Below are 20,112 nucleotides of genomic sequence, written 5' to 3'. Positions count from 1 at the left end.
CTAAAATAAAAAAAATCAAATTTTAAAACATATCTATTAAATGGTTTGAAAAATAGTTTTAAAATATATTTAAATTTAGGAGGAGAAAAAGATGATTTACACATTGACATTAAATCCAGCGTTGGATTATGATATGTATCTAAAGGATGATTTGCGGGCAGAACATTTGAATCTTGCTCACAAAGTAAATTATAGAGCTGGCGGAAAAGGGATTAATGTTTCTAAAGTATTGAAAAATCTGGATGTGGAATCTATAGCGATTGGATTTGTTGCTGGATTTGTTGGAGATTTTATTGTCAGAGATTTGAAAAAGGATAACATTAAATCTGAATTTGTGGAACTTGAAGGAAACACTAGAATTAATGTAAAGGTTAATGGGAATGACAAGGAAACTGAACTTACCGGAGTTTCACCAGAAATTACAAAGGAAAAATTGCAGGAACTAACTAACAAAATTTCTGATTTAAAAGATGGAGATATACTTGTTTTATCTGGAAGCATCCCATCTTCAATCAGCAGCAAAATTTATAAGCAATTATCTGAAAATGTAAAAGCAAATGTGGAAATTGTGCTTGATACAAGAGGAAATTTACTGCAAGACAATATTCACAATAATCTTTTTGTTAAGCCGAATATTCATGAACTAAGAGAAATGTTTAACGAAAAATTGGAAACAAAGGCTGAAATCGTAGAAAAATGTAAATTCTTTTTAGACAGAGGAGTTAAAAATGTCATTTTATCTAGAGGTGGCGAAGGTGCATTGCTTGTAAACAAGGACTTTGTGCTGGAAGCATCTGTTCCAAAAGGGCAATTAATTAACTCAATTGGTGCTGGAGATTCTATGGTTGCAGGGTTTACTGCAGGATTTGTAAAGGGGCTTTCTCCAGAAGATTCATTTAGATTAGCAGTCGCTTCAGGAAGTGCTACAGCTTATTCTTATGGGCTTGCAGAAAAGGATTTAGTAGATAAATTATATGATGAAATTGAAATTTCAAAGGAAACTTTTTAAAAGATAAGTAAACTTAATATATTGAAGTAAAATAGTGATGATTTTTGTATTGAATTTTAAAGTTGCTTTACTATGGCTAAAAATAAGAATTATTTACTTTAAAAGAATAAAATAAAAAAATAATAAATAAGGATGGTGTAAAAATGAAAATATCTGACTTACTAATCAAAGATAGAATTAGTCTAGATGTAAAATCTACAACTAAAGTTGACATAATTAAAGAACTTGCCAGATTGCACGAAAAAACAGGTGTTCTGAATGATTATGACGGATATGTAGAGGCATTGATGGCTAGAGAAGCTCAAAGCTCAACTGGAATTGGTGAAGGAATCGCAATTCCACATGCTAAGACAAAATATGTAAAAAAACCTGCACTCGCAATGGGTAGAAAACCAGAAGGAATTGACTATGATTCATTAGACGGAGAACCTGCAACATTGTTCTTTATGATTGCCGCTCCAGATGGTGCAAATAACACTCATATTGAAACACTTGCAAGATTATCACAATTATTATTGGATGATGATTTCAAGGAAGCTCTTGAAAATGCAAAGACAGCTGATGAAGTACTGGAAATCATTAATAAGGCTGAAGCAGAAAAATTTACAGAAGAGGAAAAGAAAGAGGCTATAACCGCACAAGCTCCGTCTGACGAAAATGCTCCTTACATAATCGCAGCAACAGCTTGTCCAACAGGAATTGCCCATACTTATATGGCAGCAGAAGCACTAAAAAAAGCAGCTGATGAAATGGGAATAAACATAAAAGTTGAAACAAACGGTGCAGACGGTAGAAAAAATGTTTTAACTGATGGAGATATTAAAAAAGCAACTGGTGTAATTTTGGCAATTAACAGAAATATCGAAGTTGACAGATTTGATGGAAAGCCATTAATCCAAGTAGAAGCAAAAGAAGGAATTAACAACGCAAAAGCATTAATCCAACAAGTTTTAGATGGAAAAGCTCCTATTTTCCATGCAAGCGGTTCAAAAACTGCAGATTCTTCTGAATCATCTTCATCTGAGAAAAAAGGGCTTTACAAACACTTATTAAGTGGAGTTTCATATATGCTTCCGTTAGTAATAAGTGGAGGAATTTTGATAGCACTAGCATTTTTAGTTGATACATTATCTGGTAATGGTGGAGCTGGAGCAGAATATGGTTCTAAAGCACCGCTAGCTAAAATGTTAAAAGATATTGGCGGACAGGCATTTGGATTGTTTGTTCCAGTATTAGCTGGATATATTGCTTACAGTATTAGTGAAAGAGCGGCATTAGCAGCAGGACTAGTTGCAGGAGCTATTGCAACAGCTGGTGGTTCTGGATTTATTGGTGCGTTGCTTGGTGGATTTTTAGCTGGATATGTTGTACAAGGTTTAGTAAAAGCATTATCAGGTATGCCAAGATCTTTAAGCGGATTGAAAATGATATTATTATATCCTGTTTTATCAGTATTAATCACAGGTGTAGCAATGGTACTTGTTATAAATCCATTTGCAGCAATAATTAACAATGGTTTAAATGCTTGGTTAAATGGAATGTCTGGTTCAAGTGCTGTTCTATTAGGTGCAGTTCTTGGTGGAATGATGGCTATTGATATGGGAGGGCCTGTAAATAAGGCAGCTTATGTATTTGGTTCTGGAACATTGGCAGCTACAATGACATCTGGCGGAAGTTTACCAATGGCAGCAGTTATGGCAGGTGGAATGGTTCCTCCAATTGCAATCGCATTAGCATCAACAATCTTTAAAAATAAATTTACAGAACAAGAAAGAGAGGCTGGACTTACAAATTACATTATGGGATTCTCATTCATCACAGAAGGTGCAATTCCTTATGCGGCAGCAGATCCAACAAGAGTTATTCCAGCAAGTGTCATAGGTTCAGCAACTGCAGGAGCATTGACAGGTTTATTCAACATAAAAATTCCTGCTCCACACGGTGGAATCCTAGTAATGGCATTGAGTAACAATTTCTTCTTATACTTATTAGCAGTTATTATTGGAAGTATTGTTTCAGCCTTTGCTTTAGGAGCATTAAAACCTGTTATAAAGAAAGACTAAAATTTTAGTTAAAAATATTTTATTTAAGATCTAAATATGTAAAAATTTTTTTTGTAAACCTCTAAGTAATATATGGTGAAATAACTATATAATATTTGGAGGTTTTTCATTATAACTAAACAGAAAATTTTAACATCTGATTTATTTAAAGAATAAAATTCTTTTAATATAGTAAAACCTATTTAAAACTGAACTAATTTATTAAATAAAACAGAAGTAACTGCTTCTTCTAGTGTATTAAAATTATGGGCTATGTCTTTTAATTTTTTCTTCATATTAGCTCATAATTTTTCTATTGGATTTAAATCCGATGAATACGGCGGAAGAAATAATCGACAATGCCCCGTTCCCTTAATTATCTTTTCTAATATATTCTTTCTATGAAATCTCGCATTATCCATCACTATTAGAACTTTCTTCCCTAATTTTTCAATATCTCTTAAAAATATTTCCCTGAACCACTCTTCAAAAAATTCACTTTCCATTGTTTCCCTGTATATCATGCTTCCTATCAGTGCATTCCCTATTTTTCCAGCAACCAGATTTATTCTTGAATATCTTAATCCTCTTTTCTTCCCTTCAATAGATATTCCCCTCTTACTCCAGCCGTATTCACGGTAGTAATATTCGTCAAAGCCTGTTTCATCAATATAGATTGTTTCTCTGCCTGAACCTGCTTCTGATAATTTTTTTAAATATATATTTACTTTTTTCTCGTCCTGCTCCCTGTATTTTGTCTATTTTTTTTCTTGTGTATTCTAATTTTTTCAGTGCTGCTCTCACTGTCTCCTTTCCACAGCCAAAATCCTTTGCTATTTCACGGATGTATTTATCTGCATTCTTTGGATTTTTCATATATTCATCAAGTTTTTCAGAATCAAGCACCTTAAATTTTCTTTTCCGTGTTCTTGATGAAAGATCTCCTGTTTCATTCTTAAGTTTTATCCATCCGTACAATGTGCTGGAACTTATGTTGAACTGAAATAATGTTTTTGTTTTTCCATTTTCGTAATAAAAATTTAAAATTCTTTTCCTATAATCTTTTTCATATGCCATAAAGTTATTATACCATATTTTTAGGTCGGTTTTGTATAAGTTTCACTATAATTGGAGCAGGAGACATAACAAGTGCTGATAAAATCTTAGAAGCTAGCGAATATGTAAATTTACTGGTATTAGCTTCACTAATAATAATAGACCCTGACACAAAAAATAAAATATCCGCAGGAAAAGAAAATGAGATAACACTAAATATGGAAAATAGAATTGAAGATTTGGCACTTCCGAAAAACTTCCCGCCAACAGTGGTGGCAATGAAAGGGAATGACTCTGTACCGCAGAAAACATTAGATTTATTAAGAAAAATGAAATAAATTTTAATACAAAACAGGGGGATGAAAAAATTCCTCCCCTGCACTTGAAAAAGTTTAATTTTTTGATTAATCAAATAATCCTTCTTCGTACCGACTTATAACATCATCAACCATCCATTTTCCATTTGTTTTAATAACCTTTATCTGATATGTATCATATTCAGTATTTAAGGATATTGGTTTTACTGTGACATAACCATTTACTGAATTATAACTAACAACTTTAAATTTACCTGTATAAATATCCCCGCCTTCACCTATAATAGGATAACCTGAACATATATCACCAGGACAAGTTGTCGCTATTCGATCTCCTATAAGTATTTTCTTTCGGTATTCATTTTTATATCTTTGAGTTACTGAAGTGTTGTTGTACATCCATTGATTTATATCTGTTGATTCTGATACAAATGCTTTAAAAAATCCATTTATAAAATTTATTGCTACACTTTGTGGAGTTTGTTGTGCCTTACCTGATGTTCTTTTTTTAGTTGCTGCAAAATTATTAATGTTAACTGATAACATAATTCCTATTATTATTAAAAATATTTTTTTCATTTTTTTGCCTCTTTCTTTTTATTTTTTATAATTTGATTATTTAAAAAGCTCCTTTTTTTATGGATTCCATTAAACTAGATAAAAATTCAGAAGAATACTCTGTGTCAATTTGATAAACTTCATTTTCTGAAAAAAGTCTACAATAATTTTTATAATAAGTTACTGAAGGAGTCCCTACTGTTACTGAAAAATAAGGATCTTCATCAAGACTCTTAAATCCTTTATAATGTTTACTTTCATTTTCAGTTTCTAATACATTATCCATTTTTTTTAGAAATAAATAAGTAAAGTCTACTTGTTCATATCCATAAAAATTGACTTCTAAATGATTTTCATAATAGAATGCCTGTGCTATTGACTCACAGTATTTACCTTTTCCAAAATTAATATTTTTGGATATTTCTGCCCAATCATCTGAAAAAGCAATAAATCCAATTAAAAATAGTAATAGTATAGTTTTTTTCATTTTCAACTCCTGTATTTCTAGTTTGTTAAATTTTCTATTTTTCTTAATAAATTGTCAGATGGTTGATAACAGTTTTTATCAAAATATTGTTTTAACAAATAGCTATTTGCTCCATATTTTTCATATCCTTTTTCATCATGAATTGACATAAATTCCATTGCTTGTTCATATATCTCAGTATTGTATTTCTCAAATAGATTAAATAGATTATAAAATGTTGCTTCATTTTCTAATTGATTTTTTTCCATATATTTTTCTAATTTTTCAGATACATAATTAATTACAACACTCCTTACAATATATTCACATATTTTATTTCCTTCGTATTCATCTGCAATTAAATTAAGTATGTCTTGCCTTTTTTCAATCGCATTATTAAAATAGTCTAGATCTTTTTGTTTAACTATGCAAAATAATGGTATCGCATATAAAAATAATGCAAAAAAAATAAATTTTTTCATATAAAAACCTCCATATTAATTTTAAACACTATAAGCAACTGATTTATAACATTTTTCTATTTAATTTAAGAAATAAATTTTTTAATAAACACTATTATAATCCGATACAAAAGTATTGTAATTAAATCTATATGACAGGATGTCGGTGTAGTCTTCAATATTTTCTGCAGGTGCTAAGAAATTATTAGTTATTACTTTTATATTAGGATTGTATGGATCAAAAACGTATGCGAATAATTTATTGGATTTAGAATTATATTTTAAATAATTATAGGCTATTCCATAAACTAATCTATCATCAAAATCAACATTTCCATCCGCAATATATCCACCTTTTTGTATAACTGTTACATTTTTAACAACTTTTTCATTAGAAGTTGTAGTAATTCTACATAATCCAGCTTTAAAAGAATGATCTCCTGCATTAAGTTCTGTAATTTTTCCTATTTTTAAACAATACATTGAACCACCTTTACTAGTAAAATTTGAAAAACTAATACTGACAAATAATAAAAATAAACTAAAAAAAATCTTTTTCATTTTTTCATTCTCCTTTCTAAATTTTATTTATTTTAATTTAAAATTTTAACTTCTGAAATAAAAATCAATATAGGTATAAAATGATGCACAATATGTGAAAATGTACCTTACCTGTATCTTGAATTCGTTTACCATAATTGATTTATTTAATCTTATAAATTTTAATAATAATAATAATAATAGTCATCATAATAATAATAGTCATCATAATCATAATCACTATCATCGTCATCATAGTCATCGTTATAATCGTTATCATAATAATTGTTTTGATAACTGCTATAATTCTGAGCATTGTTGTTTTCTATGGAATATTTTAGACCATTTATAATTCTATCTCTATGTTTTGCCCATCCAGTACTTACATTTCTGATATCAGAGCCAGTATTCCTAATATTAAAATTTTGTTTTTCATTTTTATTTTTTCCTTTCTTTTATAAAATTACTAATTCATATTGTCATATATTTTTGCAAATTCAATTAATCTGTCTTTTGTAAATTCTTGATAAGTCATTATTTCAACATTTGCTCCAGCTCTTCCTCCCATTCCAGGATTTCCATCTTCGCCGTTATTTGAATTTTCAACTTTCTTTGTTCTAATTTTTAACCATTGTCGTTGTTTATTTCTGAACTCTATTTTCTCACTTTCAGATAATCTTGCCATAATTAAATTGTAAACTTTTGTAAGTTCATCATCCAATTTTTCATTAAGACGTCCATTTGCATTTGTTTCTTCTGGACTCCATCCATATTCATCGCTTACTTTGTCTCTTGCAGCCTCGTAACTAGCAATTCTGCTTCTTACTTTATTTTCATAGTTTGATATTTTTGGTTGTGAAGTTTTCTCAATTTTTTTTGTTTCTGTGTTTTCAGGATTTGCTTGAACAGTACTTGTCTGAATATTCTGCTGTTTTTGTAATATTTCAGCATTTTCCTTTTCTAATTTTTCAATTTTTTTCTCTAATTCAGCATTTTTATTCTGACAAGATATAACTAAGGACAATATCAGGATAATTACTAATTTAGTAATTAGGTATTTCTTTTTCATAGATTTCCTCCAGTTTATAAAATTATTAATAATTTGTTATTTTTTTTTCGATATTCATTATACTATAAATTTTAAAAAAGTCAATATAATTAATATAATTTTATAATTATTCAAATCTAAATTTATTTGATTTTTATAAATTCACATTTTATAGAAAACTAAATATATAGTAAAACCTATTTAAAACTGGACTAATTTATTAAATAAAACAGAAGTAACTGCTTCTTCTAGTGTATTAAAATTATGGGCTATGTCTTTTAATTTTTTCTTCATATTAGCCCATAATTTTTCTATTGGATTTAAATCCGATGAATACGGCGGAAGAAATAATCGACAATGCCCCGTTCCCTTAATTATCTTTTCTAATATATTCTTTCTATGAAATCTCGCATTATCCATCACTATTAGAACTCTCTTTTCTAATTTTTCAATATCTCTTAAAAGTATTTCTCTGAACCATTCTTCAAAAAATTCACTTTTCATTGTTTCCTTGTATATCATACTTCCTATCAGGGCATTCCCTATTTTTCCAGCAACCAGATTTATTCTTGAATATCTTAATCCTCTTTTCTTCCCTTCAATAGATATTCTCCTCTTACTCCAGCCGTATTCACGGTAGTAATATTCGTCAAAGCCTGTTTCATCAATATAGATTATTTCTCTGTCTGAACCTGCTTCTGATAATTTTTTTAAATATCTATTTACTTTTTTCTCGTCCTGCTCCCTGTATTTTGTCTGTTTTTTTTTCTTGTGTATCCTAATTTTTTCAGTGCTGCCCTCACTGTCTCCTTTCCACAGCCAAAATCCTTTGCTATTTCACGGATGTATTTATCTGCATTCTTTGGATTTTTCATATATTCATCAAGTTTTTCAGAATCAAGCACCTTAAATTTTCTTTTCCGTGTTCTTGATGAAAGATCTCCTGTTTCATTCTTAAGTTTTATCCATCCGTACAATGTGCTGGAACTTATGTTGAACTGAAATAATGTTTTTGTTTTTCCATTTTCGTAATAAAAATTTAAAATTCTTTTCCTATAATCTTTTTCATATGCCATAAAGTTATTATACCATATTTTTAGGTCGGTTTTGTATGAGTTTCACTATAAAAGGATCAAGACCCTCTTGCTAAAGAAATTTATAATAAATCTTTTCTTTAAATGAAGAAATAAAATAAAGATTGTTTATAAAAAATATAACTCTAATTTCTTTATAAATAAAAAAGGTAACCTGACAAAAATCTGATTACCTAATTATTTTTATTTTTTGGATGGGGGAAAAATTTTTACGTTACAACTTATATTTTTTGACAACTTTGTCTTTCAATTAACTCAATAGGCAGAAAAACTTTTTTATGATAATTTCTTTTTCCTTCTAGTAATTCAACTAAAGAATTTACTGTTTCTTGAGCAATTAATTTTGTGTCAATTTTTATGGTTGTTAAAGGCGGAATAAAATATTGCGATAATTTTAAATCGTTAAATCCTATTATTGATATATCTTCTGGAATTTTTAACTTATTTTCTCTAATTGCTTTATATGCTCCCATTGCAATTGAATCGTTTCCACAGAAAACTGCTGTCGGTCTGTCTTCCAATTTTAAAATTTCTTTCATCATAATATAGCCACTTTCCATCGAAAAATCTCCAACTTTCAAATATTCCTCTCTGTACAATCCATTTCTTATCATTATTTCCTTAAAATATTTCTCACGAAAATCTACTAAGTTTTTTACCACTTTATTTCTTCCAACTAGTAATCCTATTTTTTTATGATTTAATTTAAAAATATAATCTAAAACCATTTCAACAGAATTTCTTGTATCAAATTTAACATAATCTATGATATTATCTGTATCGTACATATCTACACAAATAATATTCTTATTTAATTTTTTAAAAAATTTTAATTTTTTTTTACTTATTTCACCTATAAAAATAATTGCATCCGCAAAAGAAAAAGTTGATATCTCGTTGTGTTTCATTAATCTTTCAATTTCATCTAAATTAAGAATTTTTACTTTTGAAAAAATTTTTTTTAACATATTCTCTAAATTTATTTTTAAAGAAACAAAATAGGGATCTTCGTTTTCAATTTTTTCATCAAAACACTTTATTATTGAAATATTTGACTGGGATATTTTATTTTTATTTTTCTTTCTTTCATAATTTAGTTGTTTTACTGCTTCCAAAACTTTTTCTTTTGTAATTTTACTTACATTAAAACTATCGTCATTATTTAATATTCTGGAAACTGTTGTTATTGAAACTCCCGCTTTTTTTGCAACTTCTCTAATTGTAGCCATTTTGTCCTCCTCCCTATTAATTTAAAAATTTTTATAATACTTTATTTTATCAACATACCTAAATAGAAACACATCGAAAATAATAACTTTTTAAAAATTAAAATAGAGATAAACTTATAATAAATATATTATATTGTATAATAAAAAAAGTAAGAAATCATTTATTTAATTAAAAATTTTTACTACAAATGGGGATAATCAAAACTATCCCCAATTTTCTTATTCAACTTCTTTTGTTTCTGCAACTTTTTTATACCAATATGCACTCTTCTTAGGATAACGTTTTTGTGTTTCAAAATCAACATAGAATAATCCATAACGTTTTTCATATCCATTTGACCAAGAAAATACATCCATTAACGACCATAGGAAATATCCTTTTACATCAGCTCCATCTTTTATCGCATCTGAAATTACTTCCAAATGTTGTCTTATGTAATCTATTCTTGCATCGTCATATACTGTATTGTCTTCAAAAACATCTTTATATCCTAAACCATTTTCAGTAATATAGATTTTTTTATAGTTTGGATAATCTCTTTTAACTCTTGAAATTTGATCATAAAGCCCTTTTGGATAAATTATCCAATCCCAGTCAGTTCTTGGAATACTTTCATTAGCTTTTCTTTGTCCTACACCTTTTATTTGATATTTAGAACTTCCTTTATTTCCAGTAGCATTATGAATAATTTCAGTTTCACCATCATATTCAGCCATCCAGTCACTCATATAATAATTTATTCCAAGAAAATCATTTAAGTCTTTTGCAGCTTTCAATTCTTCAAAATCTTCTTCTCTTAAATCTAATTTTCCGCCATTAACTTCTAAAATATGATTTACACCTTCCATTGTGTCTTTTGAATACTCACCTTTAAAAGTAGCATCCAAAATGAATTTATTATGGATAATATCATCTAGCTCAGCTGCTCTTACATCTTCAGGATTATTTGGATCATAAGGATATTTTGTTGGCAATGCACAAACCATTCCTATTTCTCCATGATAACCATTTTTCTTAAATAAGTTTACTGCTTTTGCATGTGCTAATACCATATTGTGATGTGATTGAAATAATTTTTCAAAATCATATTTTATTCCTGGAGGAAATTTTCCAACAAGGTATTGTCCATCTCCAATAGGACCTATTTCATTAAATGTTGTCCAATAATTTACTTCAGTAAATTCTTCAAAACAGAATTTAGCATAATCTACAAAATGTTCTATATTTTCACGATTTAAAAAGTCTCCATTTGAATGTAAAACTTCTGGCGTATCAAAATGATGAAGCGTTACAAAAGGCTCAACCTTTCTTTTTTTACATTCAGCAAATAATTTGTGGTAAAACTCCACTCCTTTAGGATTCACTTCTCCATATCCATTTGGAAAAACTCTAGACCATGCAATTGAAATTCTTATTCCATTTATACCAAATTCTTCACAAAGTTTCAAATCTACTGGATATTGATTGTAAAAATCACTTGCTGGCTCAGCTGTATACCAATAATTTTCTTCCAAAAAAGTATCCCAGGCAACACGACCTTTACCATCTGTTTTTGTTGCACCTTCAGCTTGATATGCTGCTGTCGCTCCACCAAAAATGAAATCTTCTGGTAATTTTTTTGACATAATTAAACCTCCATAATTATATAAAACTATTACTTAGTATTAAAATATATTAATTAATCTTGAAATTGTGCTTGCACAAAATCTAATGCACCCTTACCATCACGAGTCAATTTAATGTATTGAGCTCCTTCGGTTTTAGCTAATTTAATTCCTAGCTTATCAGTCTCTGCCTTCATATCTTCAAAATTTGATGCAACTTGCGGTGCAAGAATAACCAAATCAAATTCAGGAAGTATTTCACGATGTGCACCATATCCACCTGCTGCAGCTTTAACAGGAACATCAAATTCTTTTGCTGCCTTATTTAAAGCATTAGCCAAAAGTCCACTTGTTCCTCCACCAGCACATAATACAAGTACATTTGTTTCTTTTGTTATATTATTTTTAACAGCAGCAGTTTTTTCAACACCAGCCTTTTCAAGAATATTATTTGCTTTTTCAGTGTTGAAGTTTGCAGCAACTTTTTCTTTTAATTCGTTATTTGTAGTTCCTAAACGTTCTTCTTCAAGAATTTGTTTATCATATACTTTTATAAATGGATAATAAATAATAAAGTCTACAACAATTAAAAGTGCCGCTAAAATGAATGATAATACTTGAAGATTTGTTCCTAATATTATTCCTAATGGTCCTGGAGTTGTCCATGGAAGATTAGCAGTAAAACTATTCATTTTAAGCACATCTATAAATACTTTAAAAATCCAGACATTTACTATTGGTGCAAAGATAAATGGTATAAAGAATACTGGATTTAATACAATTGGAGCACCAAATAAAATTGGCTCATTTACACCAAAGAATGTCGGTACAACAGAAGCACGTCCAATAGCTTTATTTCTCTTAGACTTACAAATCCACATAAACATAAACGGCACAATCAAAGTAGCTCCAGTTCCTCCCATCGTAACTATAAACATTTGTGTCCCTGAAGTTAAAATTTTATCTGCATGCTGTCCAGCTCTCATAAGATTCAAATTTGCATCTATATTAGCATAAGTGACAACTGCAATAGCAGGTTCTACAATTGAAGGTCCATGAATTCCAACAAACCAGAAGAATGCAAAGGCCCCAAATATAATAGTAATTCCTAAATATCCATCAGCTGCCGAGAATAACGGTCCAAAAAGTTTACCTACTGCTTCTGCAACTCCTGTACCAATAAAATGACGTACAAGAATATCAAGAATATAAAGTGATACAACTGATAAAGTAAACGGTATTACATCTTTAAAAACTTGTGAAATGTTAGGTGGAACTTCTGAAGGCATTTTAATAGTTACTTCATTTTTTATACAAAATTTATAAATTGTTACAGTTATAAATGATGCTAAAAATGCAGTTAAAAGTCCTTTTGTCCCCAAAAATCCAGTTGCAAATCCATCTTTAGTAGGGTCTGCTGCTAACAATAACAAACCAACCATTGAAGCTAAAAGTGTAGAAATATAATTAACTTGATTAGTTGCCGGCATAGAACGATTCACAGAATCTGTTAATGATTTAGCTGTTGTTCCAGCTACTAAAAATGCTAAGATTCCCATAGAATAACTATATGGTTTCATTAACAAAGCTTCTATACTTTTTGGCCAAAAAAATCCAAAAGCATTTGGAACATAAGCAATTAAGATGAAAATACTAGAGAATAATATAACTGGCATACCAGCTATAAAACCATCACGAATTGCTCTTAAATATATATTCCGAGATAATTTCTCAAAAAAAGGTTTTCCTTTTTCTATAAATTCAATTAGTTTTTCCATTACTTTGCTCCTCTTTTATATAATTCTATTAAATGTTTCATTAATTCTTTCAATAATATTGTTGTCATTAAATGATCTTGTCCATGAATCATAATAAAACTCATTTCCAAATCTTCTCCAGCTGCTTCTTTACCTAAAATATCTGTTTGTGAATTATGAGCACCAACTAAACATTCCTCAGCTTCTTTTACTAAATTTTCAGCTTCTTCAAACTCTCCATTTTGTGCTTTATTTAATGCAATCATCAATTTAGATCTTGCATCTCCCGCATAAGCTACTATTTCAAATCCAACCATTGTTACATCTTCTTTTGTCATTTCTATTCCCTTCTTTCTGTACTTTTTTGGTTTTTAATCCTATTTTTCTTTCCAAGATGTAGCAGTTTTTGCAACTACTTCATTTAATTCTTCAATATTTTTTCTTCCAACTGTATTTAACCAGTTTACTGCTGCTTCTTCTCCATCTTTTGCAAATACTTCTACTCCATTTGCCCAAGTTGCTCTTCCACATAATACTCCATTGAATTTAGCTCCTGAATCATGAGCAAATTTTAATGTATCTTGGAATAATTTAGCACTAACTCCAGCACTTAAATAAATATATGGCAAGTTTGTTGCTTCATCTTGTTGTTTGAAATAGCTTGCTGCTTCTTCTTTAGTATAAACAACTTCTCCATCAGCAAATCCTTCAACATATTTCATATTTACAGGAACTTCTACTTTCAATACATCTACGTTATATCTTGGGTTAGAGAACTCTTTCATTGCTTCAATAACTTTTCTTGGTTTTAATTTTGCAAATTCTGCTGTACTGTTGTCAGCGTCTTTGTAGTTATAGCTTAAAATTTCTAAGAAGAACGGAATATCTTCAGCTACACATTCAGCTCCGACTCTTTCCATGTATGCTTTCTTTTGATTATTGATTTCATCGCTTTCATCTACATCATAGTATAACAAGAATTTTACAGCGTCTGCTCCTTCTTCTTTTAATCTTTTTGCTGACCAGTCAACAAGACAGTCTGGCAATCTTCCAACTGCGTTTGCATCATATCCTGTCTTTTCATAAGCTAATAATAATCCAGCGTCTTTATCTCTAGCTTTTGCTGCATCCAATCCATATTCAGGATCTAGTAAAATTGAAGAAGAATATTTTGTTAAATGTTTTGAAACTAATACTTTAAACTCTTTTATTTGTTCAGCTGTTGCTTCAGATTCTTGATGTTTATTTAACATCTTTTTCAAAGCTCCTCTTTGGTCAATTGCTAGTGCTGATATAAATCCATTTTTATCACTTAAATTTTCTAAATATTTTCTTTTTTGTTCTGTTAATTTCATTGTTTTTTCCTCCTTATAAATTCAATAAAAACTCTCACTAAGTTTTTATAAACATTTTTAATATAATCTTTTTTATTTCAATTTTTGTTCTTTGATTTTTTTAGTGTTCCTATTTTTCCAGCAACTAATGAGATATAGTTTTGTAGGGAATTTACGATTTTCATATTCAGATTTAACAATCTTACAGTATAACTAGAAATATAGGAACACAAAATCAAAATTTATAAATTAATTATTTCAATTTTGATAAACAACTCTTCATAATTTTTCAAATTCACAAATCCTGTCAAATTTTCCATTGCATTCAACATCCCAAGAACATTTGCTTTTCTTAATAAATCTTCATCATTTGCATTTTCATGAATTGCCGATGTTATTCCCGCAACTGTCGAGTCCCCTGAACCTACAGGATTAACAACCTTTATACTAGGCACATTTACTTTATAAAATTTATCATTATGTTTTGCAAAAGCTCCATCTGCTCCAAGCGAAACAATTATCCATTCAATTTTTTCAAATAATTTTTCTTTTAAAATTTCTTTTAATTCATTTGGATCTTTAGATACATCTTTTCCAATTAATTGTGCTAATTCTTCTGTATTAGGTTTTATTACTTTTGGTTTATGTTCATTTTTTAAGACTTCTAATAACGATTTTCCTGAACAGTCTAATACAACCGGTTTTTTGTATTTTTCACAAATTCCAATCATTTTTGAATAGTAATCAATTTCCAATCCATCTGGTAAACTTCCTGAAATAGCAATAATTTTAGTTTCTTCATCTTTTACTAATTTTTCAAAGTGTCTCAAAAAATCTTCACTTTCAGATTTTGTTATAGTCGGTCCTTTTTCTAAAATTTCAGTTTGATTCCCCTCGTGCAAAATCGCAATACAGTTTCTAGTTTCCCCTGAAATTTCAAAGAAATCATTTTTTATTCCTATTTCTGATAATTTCTTTTGAATATCTGTACCCAATGCTCCACCTATAAGTCCAGTTGCAACAACTTCGTCGTTTAACTGTTTTAATACTCTTGTTACATTTAAACCTTTTCCACCAGGTGTTTTGCTAACTTCGACTACTCTATTTACAGTATCTAAATTAAATTTTTCCAAAGGATAGGAAATATCCACAGATGGATTCATCGTTACTGTCAAAATCATTTTAATCAGCTCCTTTCTTAAAATTGAACGTTAATTTTTTCCTAATCTTTGTATTCTCCTCTGTCCCATTTTTCTAAAAATTCGTCAAAGAAATCATCATTTTTTTGGTCAGGATTTACAGTCTCTACTGCTTTAATCTTGGCAATTAATTTTTCACTTTCTTCAGTTTTTTTGTATTCTGCTTTTATAAAGGCTTCCACAATATCAAATAATAATAATTTTCCTGTTATTGCACCACCAAATCCAATTACATTTGCATTCAAATGTTCTTTTGCATAAAGTGCTGAAGTCATATCTCTAACTAATGCTGAACGAACTCCTGGAACTTTATTTACACTGTTATTAATTCCAACTCCAGTTCCACAAATACAAACACCTAAGTCAGCTTTTCCACTCACAACAGCTTCTCCAACCCTTCTACCATAAATTGGATAATGTGTTCTCGTAAAATCGTAAGTTCCACAATCTAAAACTTCATAACCTTGCGATTTCAAAAAATCCGATAATGCCATTTTTACATCTGTTACGATGTGATCACATCCTATTGCTATTTTCATATTTTTTACCATCCTTCTTTTTTTATTTTTTAATTAAATAACCTAACACATTTTATTTAACATATCCACTCTAATTTGATGTCTTCCACCATCATATCCAGCACCTAAGAAATCTTTTACAATATTCTTAGCAAGTCCCTTTCCAACGATTTCAGAACCGATTGTTATGATTCTAGAATTATTGTGTCTTCTAGTCATATATGCTGATCTCTCGTCAGAAACTTCTGCTGCTATCATTCCTTTTATTTTTGTAGCAACCATAAAACTTCCAGCACCGTATGCATCAAATACAACTCCCAAATTATCATCACTAGACAAAACTTCTTTTGCTACTGCGCAAGTTGTATCCACAAAATCCTTATCCTCTGACACATCAACTACATCATATCCATTTTCCAAAAGAAAATTTTTAACGTAGTCTTTCAAATTTTTTCCATCCACATCAGCACCTAATATTACTTTCATCATGGTCATCTCCTTTATTTTAATAATCTTTTACTTTTTCTGTTAAGAGTATACCTCAAAAAAAACAAAAAACAATAGTTTTTGTTTGTATTTCAAACATAAAATTGTTTATTTGTTTAGTAAACAAAATTTTTAATATTTACATATTTGTCTATTTTTTATGAATTATATTTTAGTAAACAAAGTTTAATTATAGTTTAAATTATGAAAAATTTTTTAACTTGACAATTTGAATTTAAAATTTGGCAAAAAAAAAGTACCTCCAAACTTTAAGTTTTTTGGTACAATTATATTTTTTCTAAAATTTTTATTAAATAATTAAATTTACATATTTCTCTATTTTATTTAATATTTCTTGTTCAGTGCTATTTATTACAATTCCCGTCAATTTATCCAAAGTGTAAAAATTTATAAAATCTTTTTTTTCAATTTTTGAATCATCCACAAGTAAATATTTTTCTTCTGAATTATTCAAAACTATTTCTTGCGTATAACTTTCTTCAAATGTAGATGTCATAATATCGTTTTCTTTTATTGCATTGCAGCTAAAAAACATTTTATTAAAATTCATATTTTTTAGTGTCATATTTGCTATTTCTCCTACAAACGACTTCGTCATTTTTCTAAATTCTCCTCCGACAAGGAACATATTGAAAGTCTCACTTTTTTTTTCAGACAAAATTTCAAAAATAGGTAAACAATTTGTTAAAACTCTAAGTGACTTAAGATTGATTTCTTTCGCCAACAATTCAACTGTTGTTCCAGGACCTAAAAAAATTGTATCCCCTTCTTCTAATAATTTTACAGCTTTTAGAGCTATTTCTCTCTTCTTCTCTATATTCAAGACATATTTATCCTCATGCGATAACTCCTTATACTGAAATGTATTTTTACTTTTAGCTCCCCCATGTGTTCTTTTTAATATTCCTAATTCCTCCAGCTCAGTAAAATCTCGCCTTACAGTCATATCGGAAACATTCAGGCTCGTAACTATTTCCGAGACTCTCACCGTCCCTTTTTGCTCAACTATTTTCGTTATTGCTTCCAACCGTTTATTTTTGCTTAACATTTAAAAACACCTTCTTTTGATTTTAAACATAACTTTTATTTAAGTAAATTATATCATAAAAATTTTACTTTTTCATTTTTTTATTTTTCTATTCTTAAAAAATTCAATCTTAAAGCATTTCCCAAAACTGACACTGAACTAAACGACATCGCAAAAGCCGCTATCATCGGATCCAATTTCGGACCATTGAAGAATGCATAAAATATTCCAGCGGCAAATGGTATTCCAAGTACGTTATAAAAGAATGCCCAGAACAGATTTTCCTTTATATTTGTGATTGTCGCTTTACTTAATGCTATTGCACCCGCAACATCTCTCAAATCATTCCTAATTAAGACGATATCAGCCGATTCTATCGCAACATCTGTTCCATTTCCTATTGCAATTCCAACGTTTGCCTGAGCCAATGCTGGAGAATCGTTAATTCCATCTCCAACCATTGCAACAAATTCATCTTTCTCCTGAAGTTTCTTTATTTTTTGAGATTTTTGATAAGGTAATACTTCTGAAATTACATCATCTATTCCCACTTGTTTTGCGATAAATTTCGCAGTTTTTTCGTTATCTCCAGTTAGCATTATTGTCTTGATTCCCATTTTTTTCAGTTTTTCTATAGCTTCCTTGCTTGTTTCCTTAATAACATCAGCAACCGCAACAATTCCTGCCAATTCGTTATCAATCGAAATATACATTGGTGTTTTTCCTTCATTTGACAAAATATCATAATCTTTTTGGGAAATTTCCACATTGATTTTTCGGTTTTCCATCAGTTTTCTATTTCCAATTTGCACTTCCTTACCTTCAAATGTTGCACGAATACCGTAACCTGGCATTGCCCTAAATTTTTCATATGGCTTAATTTCAATATTTTTCTCTTTTGCTTCATTTACGATTGCTTCTGCCAATGGATGCTCTGAATCATTTTCTACACTTGCAGCAATTTTTAACAATTCATTCTCGCTATAATTTCCATAAGCAATCAAATCAGTCAGTACAGGCTTTCCTTTCGTAATCGTACCAGTCTTATCAAAGACAACAGTTTTAATTTTATGTGCTGTTTCAAGAGCTTCTCCACTTTTGATAAGGATACCGTTTTCAGCCCCTTTTCCAGTTCCAACCATTATTGATGTAGGTGTCGCAAGTCCCAATGCACACGGACACGCAATTACAAGTACAGCGATGAAAAACGACAATGCAGTAACCAATCCACTTCCACTCAGAAACCAAGCAATCCCTGTAATTATCGCAATCCCAATAACAATTGGCACAAAATACGCCGACACAATATCTGCCATTCTAGAAATAGGAGCCTTTGACCCCTGTGCCTCCTCAACCAGCTTTATAATTTGCGACAAAACTGTATTTTTACCAATTTCAGTTGCCTCAAACCTGATACTTCCATTTTTATTAATACTTCCTCCAACAACCTTGTCCCCAACTTTTTTGCTTACCGGCAAACTTTCTCCTGTCAACATTGACTCATCAACAGAAGTCGCCCCTTCCACAATCCTTCCGTCCACCGCAATTTTTTCTCCCGGCTTCACAATAACAATATCTCCAACTTTCAAGTTTTCAATCAGAACTTCCTTTTCCGCTCCATTTTCAATGATTTTAGCCTTTTTAGGCTGAAGTCCGATAAGTTTTTTTATTGCCGATGAAGTTTGACCTTTTGTTTTCGCCTCCAGCAGTTTTCCAAACAAGATTAACGTAATAATTGTACCAGCCGACTCATAATATAAATCCATATGTGCTTCAGGGTCTACAGTTACAATTCTAAAAGTTGCGTAAATTCCATAGAGTACCGCCGCTGTTGCCCCAATAGCAATTAATGAATCCATTGTTGGAGATTTTCTTACTAAATTTTTAAATCCATGTGAAAAAAAATCTCTCCCAGCATAAATAATAGGCAAAGTCAGCACAAACTGTGCCAATGCAAAATTAAGCGGATTTATCTTAGGATTCAAAAATTCAGGAAGTGCTGCCCCAAGCATATGCCCCATCGAAATATACAAAAGTGGAACAACAAAAATAATTGCCAAAATTAATCGATTTTTCAAGCTTTTTATTTTCTCTTGATAAAGTTCCACCTTTTTATCTTCTGTCATATCCTCAACCAGTCCATACCCAGCCGACTCCACTATTTCCCTAATTTTATCAAAATTGTACTTCTTCTCATCATATTCAATATTCAATTTTTCAGTTGCAAAATTAACTGAAGCGTTAATATCATTATTTTTATTAAGTGCCTTTTCCACAGCATTGGCACAAGATGCACAGCTCATTCCAGTTACTGTATAGTTTTTTTCTGCCATAATCTTTTCCTC

The 20,112-nt window shown here is 29.8% G+C and carries 22 protein-coding genes; 2 read left to right on the top strand and 20 right to left on the bottom strand.

What is annotated here, in order from left to right; all coding sequences use genetic code 11:
* Window positions 1-91 precede the first annotated feature (91 nt).
* Both pfkB and F1564_RS02900 read left to right on the top strand, forming a co-directional pair.
* Window positions 92-1,009, top strand: coding sequence for a 1-phosphofructokinase (gene pfkB / locus F1564_RS02905; protein WP_018451450.1), 918 nt, complete (start codon window positions 92-94; stop codon window positions 1,007-1,009).
* A gap of 143 nt (window positions 1,010-1,152) precedes the next feature.
* Window positions 1,153-3,072 (top strand): PTS fructose transporter subunit IIABC, encoded by a 1,920-nt coding sequence (locus tag F1564_RS02900; RefSeq protein ID WP_018451449.1) that lies wholly within the window; start codon window positions 1,153-1,155, stop codon window positions 3,070-3,072.
* A gap of 281 nt (window positions 3,073-3,353) precedes the next feature.
* Here the strand turns inward: F1564_RS02900 and F1564_RS10265 are convergent, their stop codons facing one another.
* The 20 genes from F1564_RS10265 to F1564_RS02800 all read right to left on the bottom strand — a co-directional run bounded on the left by F1564_RS10265 (window position 3,354) and on the right by F1564_RS02800 (window position 20,100).
* Entirely contained in the window at window positions 3,354-3,722 is a 369-nt protein-coding gene (locus F1564_RS10265; RefSeq protein WP_232053409.1) for a transposase, read from the bottom strand.
* Complete coding sequence (locus F1564_RS10260) at window positions 3,718-4,128, bottom strand: IS630 transposase-related protein (protein WP_018451447.1); 411 nt, start codon at window positions 4,126-4,128, stop codon at window positions 3,718-3,720. The genes F1564_RS10265 and F1564_RS10260 overlap by 5 nt, the downstream gene beginning before the upstream one ends.
* Window positions 4,129-4,511: 383 nt before the next feature.
* Window positions 4,512-5,003 (bottom strand): hypothetical protein, encoded by a 492-nt coding sequence (locus F1564_RS02880; protein WP_018450764.1) that lies wholly within the window; start codon window positions 5,001-5,003, stop codon window positions 4,512-4,514.
* A 40-nt stretch (window positions 5,004-5,043) separates the two neighbouring features.
* A complete protein-coding gene (locus F1564_RS02875) occupies window positions 5,044-5,469 on the bottom strand; it encodes a hypothetical protein (RefSeq protein WP_018450763.1) in 426 nt (141 codons plus the stop codon).
* Window positions 5,470-5,486: 17 nt separating this feature from the next.
* Window positions 5,487-5,930: a hypothetical protein gene (locus tag F1564_RS02870; protein WP_018450762.1), complete on the bottom strand. Its 444-nt coding sequence runs from the start codon at window positions 5,928-5,930 to the stop codon at window positions 5,487-5,489.
* 81 nt (window positions 5,931-6,011) lie between these two features.
* Entirely contained in the window at window positions 6,012-6,470 is a 459-nt protein-coding gene (locus F1564_RS02865; protein WP_018450761.1) for a hypothetical protein, read from the bottom strand.
* A 142-nt stretch (window positions 6,471-6,612) separates the two neighbouring features.
* The gene (locus F1564_RS10080) at window positions 6,613-6,765 is read right to left on the bottom strand and encodes a hypothetical protein (RefSeq protein WP_154669379.1); all 153 of its coding nucleotides are present in this window, start codon (window positions 6,763-6,765) and stop codon (window positions 6,613-6,615) included.
* A gap of 150 nt (window positions 6,766-6,915) precedes the next feature.
* The gene (locus F1564_RS02855; protein WP_018450760.1) at window positions 6,916-7,518 is read right to left on the bottom strand and encodes a lysozyme inhibitor LprI family protein; all 603 of its coding nucleotides are present in this window, start codon (window positions 7,516-7,518) and stop codon (window positions 6,916-6,918) included.
* Window positions 7,519-7,698: 180 nt separating this feature from the next.
* Complete coding sequence (locus F1564_RS02850) at window positions 7,699-8,274, bottom strand: IS630 family transposase (protein ID WP_232053408.1); 576 nt, start codon at window positions 8,272-8,274, stop codon at window positions 7,699-7,701.
* Window positions 8,220-8,573, bottom strand: coding sequence for an IS630 transposase-related protein (locus F1564_RS10255; protein ID WP_026231261.1), 354 nt, complete (start codon window positions 8,571-8,573; stop codon window positions 8,220-8,222). Before F1564_RS10255 ends, F1564_RS02850 begins: the two co-directional genes overlap by 55 nt.
* A 239-nt stretch (window positions 8,574-8,812) precedes the next feature.
* Window positions 8,813-9,820 carry a LacI family DNA-binding transcriptional regulator gene (locus F1564_RS02845; protein ID WP_018451446.1) on the bottom strand — a complete coding sequence of 336 codons (1,008 nt, stop codon included), beginning with the start codon at window positions 9,818-9,820 and terminating at the stop codon, window positions 8,813-8,815.
* Window positions 9,821-10,039: 219 nt separating this feature from the next.
* Window positions 10,040-11,446, bottom strand: a complete 1,407-nt coding sequence (lacG, locus tag F1564_RS02840; RefSeq protein ID WP_018451445.1) for a 6-phospho-beta-galactosidase — start codon at window positions 11,444-11,446, stop codon at window positions 10,040-10,042.
* A gap of 53 nt (window positions 11,447-11,499) precedes the next feature.
* Window positions 11,500-13,203, bottom strand: coding sequence for a lactose-specific PTS transporter subunit EIIC (locus F1564_RS02835; protein ID WP_018451444.1), 1,704 nt, complete (start codon window positions 13,201-13,203; stop codon window positions 11,500-11,502).
* The gene (locus F1564_RS02830) at window positions 13,203-13,520 is read right to left on the bottom strand and encodes a PTS lactose/cellobiose transporter subunit IIA (RefSeq protein WP_018451443.1); all 318 of its coding nucleotides are present in this window, start codon (window positions 13,518-13,520) and stop codon (window positions 13,203-13,205) included. The genes F1564_RS02835 and F1564_RS02830 overlap by 1 nt, the downstream gene beginning before the upstream one ends.
* A gap of 39 nt (window positions 13,521-13,559) precedes the next feature.
* The gene (gene lacD / locus F1564_RS02825) at window positions 13,560-14,537 is read right to left on the bottom strand and encodes a tagatose-bisphosphate aldolase (protein WP_018451442.1); all 978 of its coding nucleotides are present in this window, start codon (window positions 14,535-14,537) and stop codon (window positions 13,560-13,562) included.
* Window positions 14,538-14,758: 221 nt separating this feature from the next.
* Window positions 14,759-15,697: a tagatose-6-phosphate kinase gene (locus F1564_RS02820; protein WP_018451441.1), complete on the bottom strand. Its 939-nt coding sequence runs from the start codon at window positions 15,695-15,697 to the stop codon at window positions 14,759-14,761.
* 41 nt (window positions 15,698-15,738) lie between these two features.
* On the bottom strand, window positions 15,739-16,254 hold the full coding sequence (lacB, locus tag F1564_RS02815) for a galactose-6-phosphate isomerase subunit LacB (protein WP_026231304.1): 516 nt from the start codon (window positions 16,252-16,254) through the stop codon (window positions 15,739-15,741).
* A 42-nt stretch (window positions 16,255-16,296) separates the two neighbouring features.
* The gene (lacA, locus tag F1564_RS02810) at window positions 16,297-16,719 is read right to left on the bottom strand and encodes a galactose-6-phosphate isomerase subunit LacA (protein WP_018451439.1); all 423 of its coding nucleotides are present in this window, start codon (window positions 16,717-16,719) and stop codon (window positions 16,297-16,299) included.
* Between the two features lie 310 nt (window positions 16,720-17,029).
* Window positions 17,030-17,788 carry a DeoR/GlpR family DNA-binding transcription regulator gene (locus tag F1564_RS02805; RefSeq protein ID WP_018451438.1) on the bottom strand — a complete coding sequence of 253 codons (759 nt, stop codon included), beginning with the start codon at window positions 17,786-17,788 and terminating at the stop codon, window positions 17,030-17,032.
* An 80-nt stretch (window positions 17,789-17,868) separates the two neighbouring features.
* A complete protein-coding gene (locus tag F1564_RS02800; RefSeq protein WP_018451437.1) occupies window positions 17,869-20,100 on the bottom strand; it encodes a heavy metal translocating P-type ATPase in 2,232 nt (743 codons plus the stop codon).
* Window positions 20,101-20,112: the final 12 nt, after the last annotated feature.

The organism is Leptotrichia shahii (assembly GCF_008327825.1).
Classification (GTDB): Bacteria; Fusobacteriota; Fusobacteriia; order Fusobacteriales; family Leptotrichiaceae; genus Leptotrichia; species Leptotrichia shahii.
The sequence above is the reverse complement of the archived record's forward strand: the minus strand, read 5'-3'. Positions and strand labels throughout refer to the sequence as shown.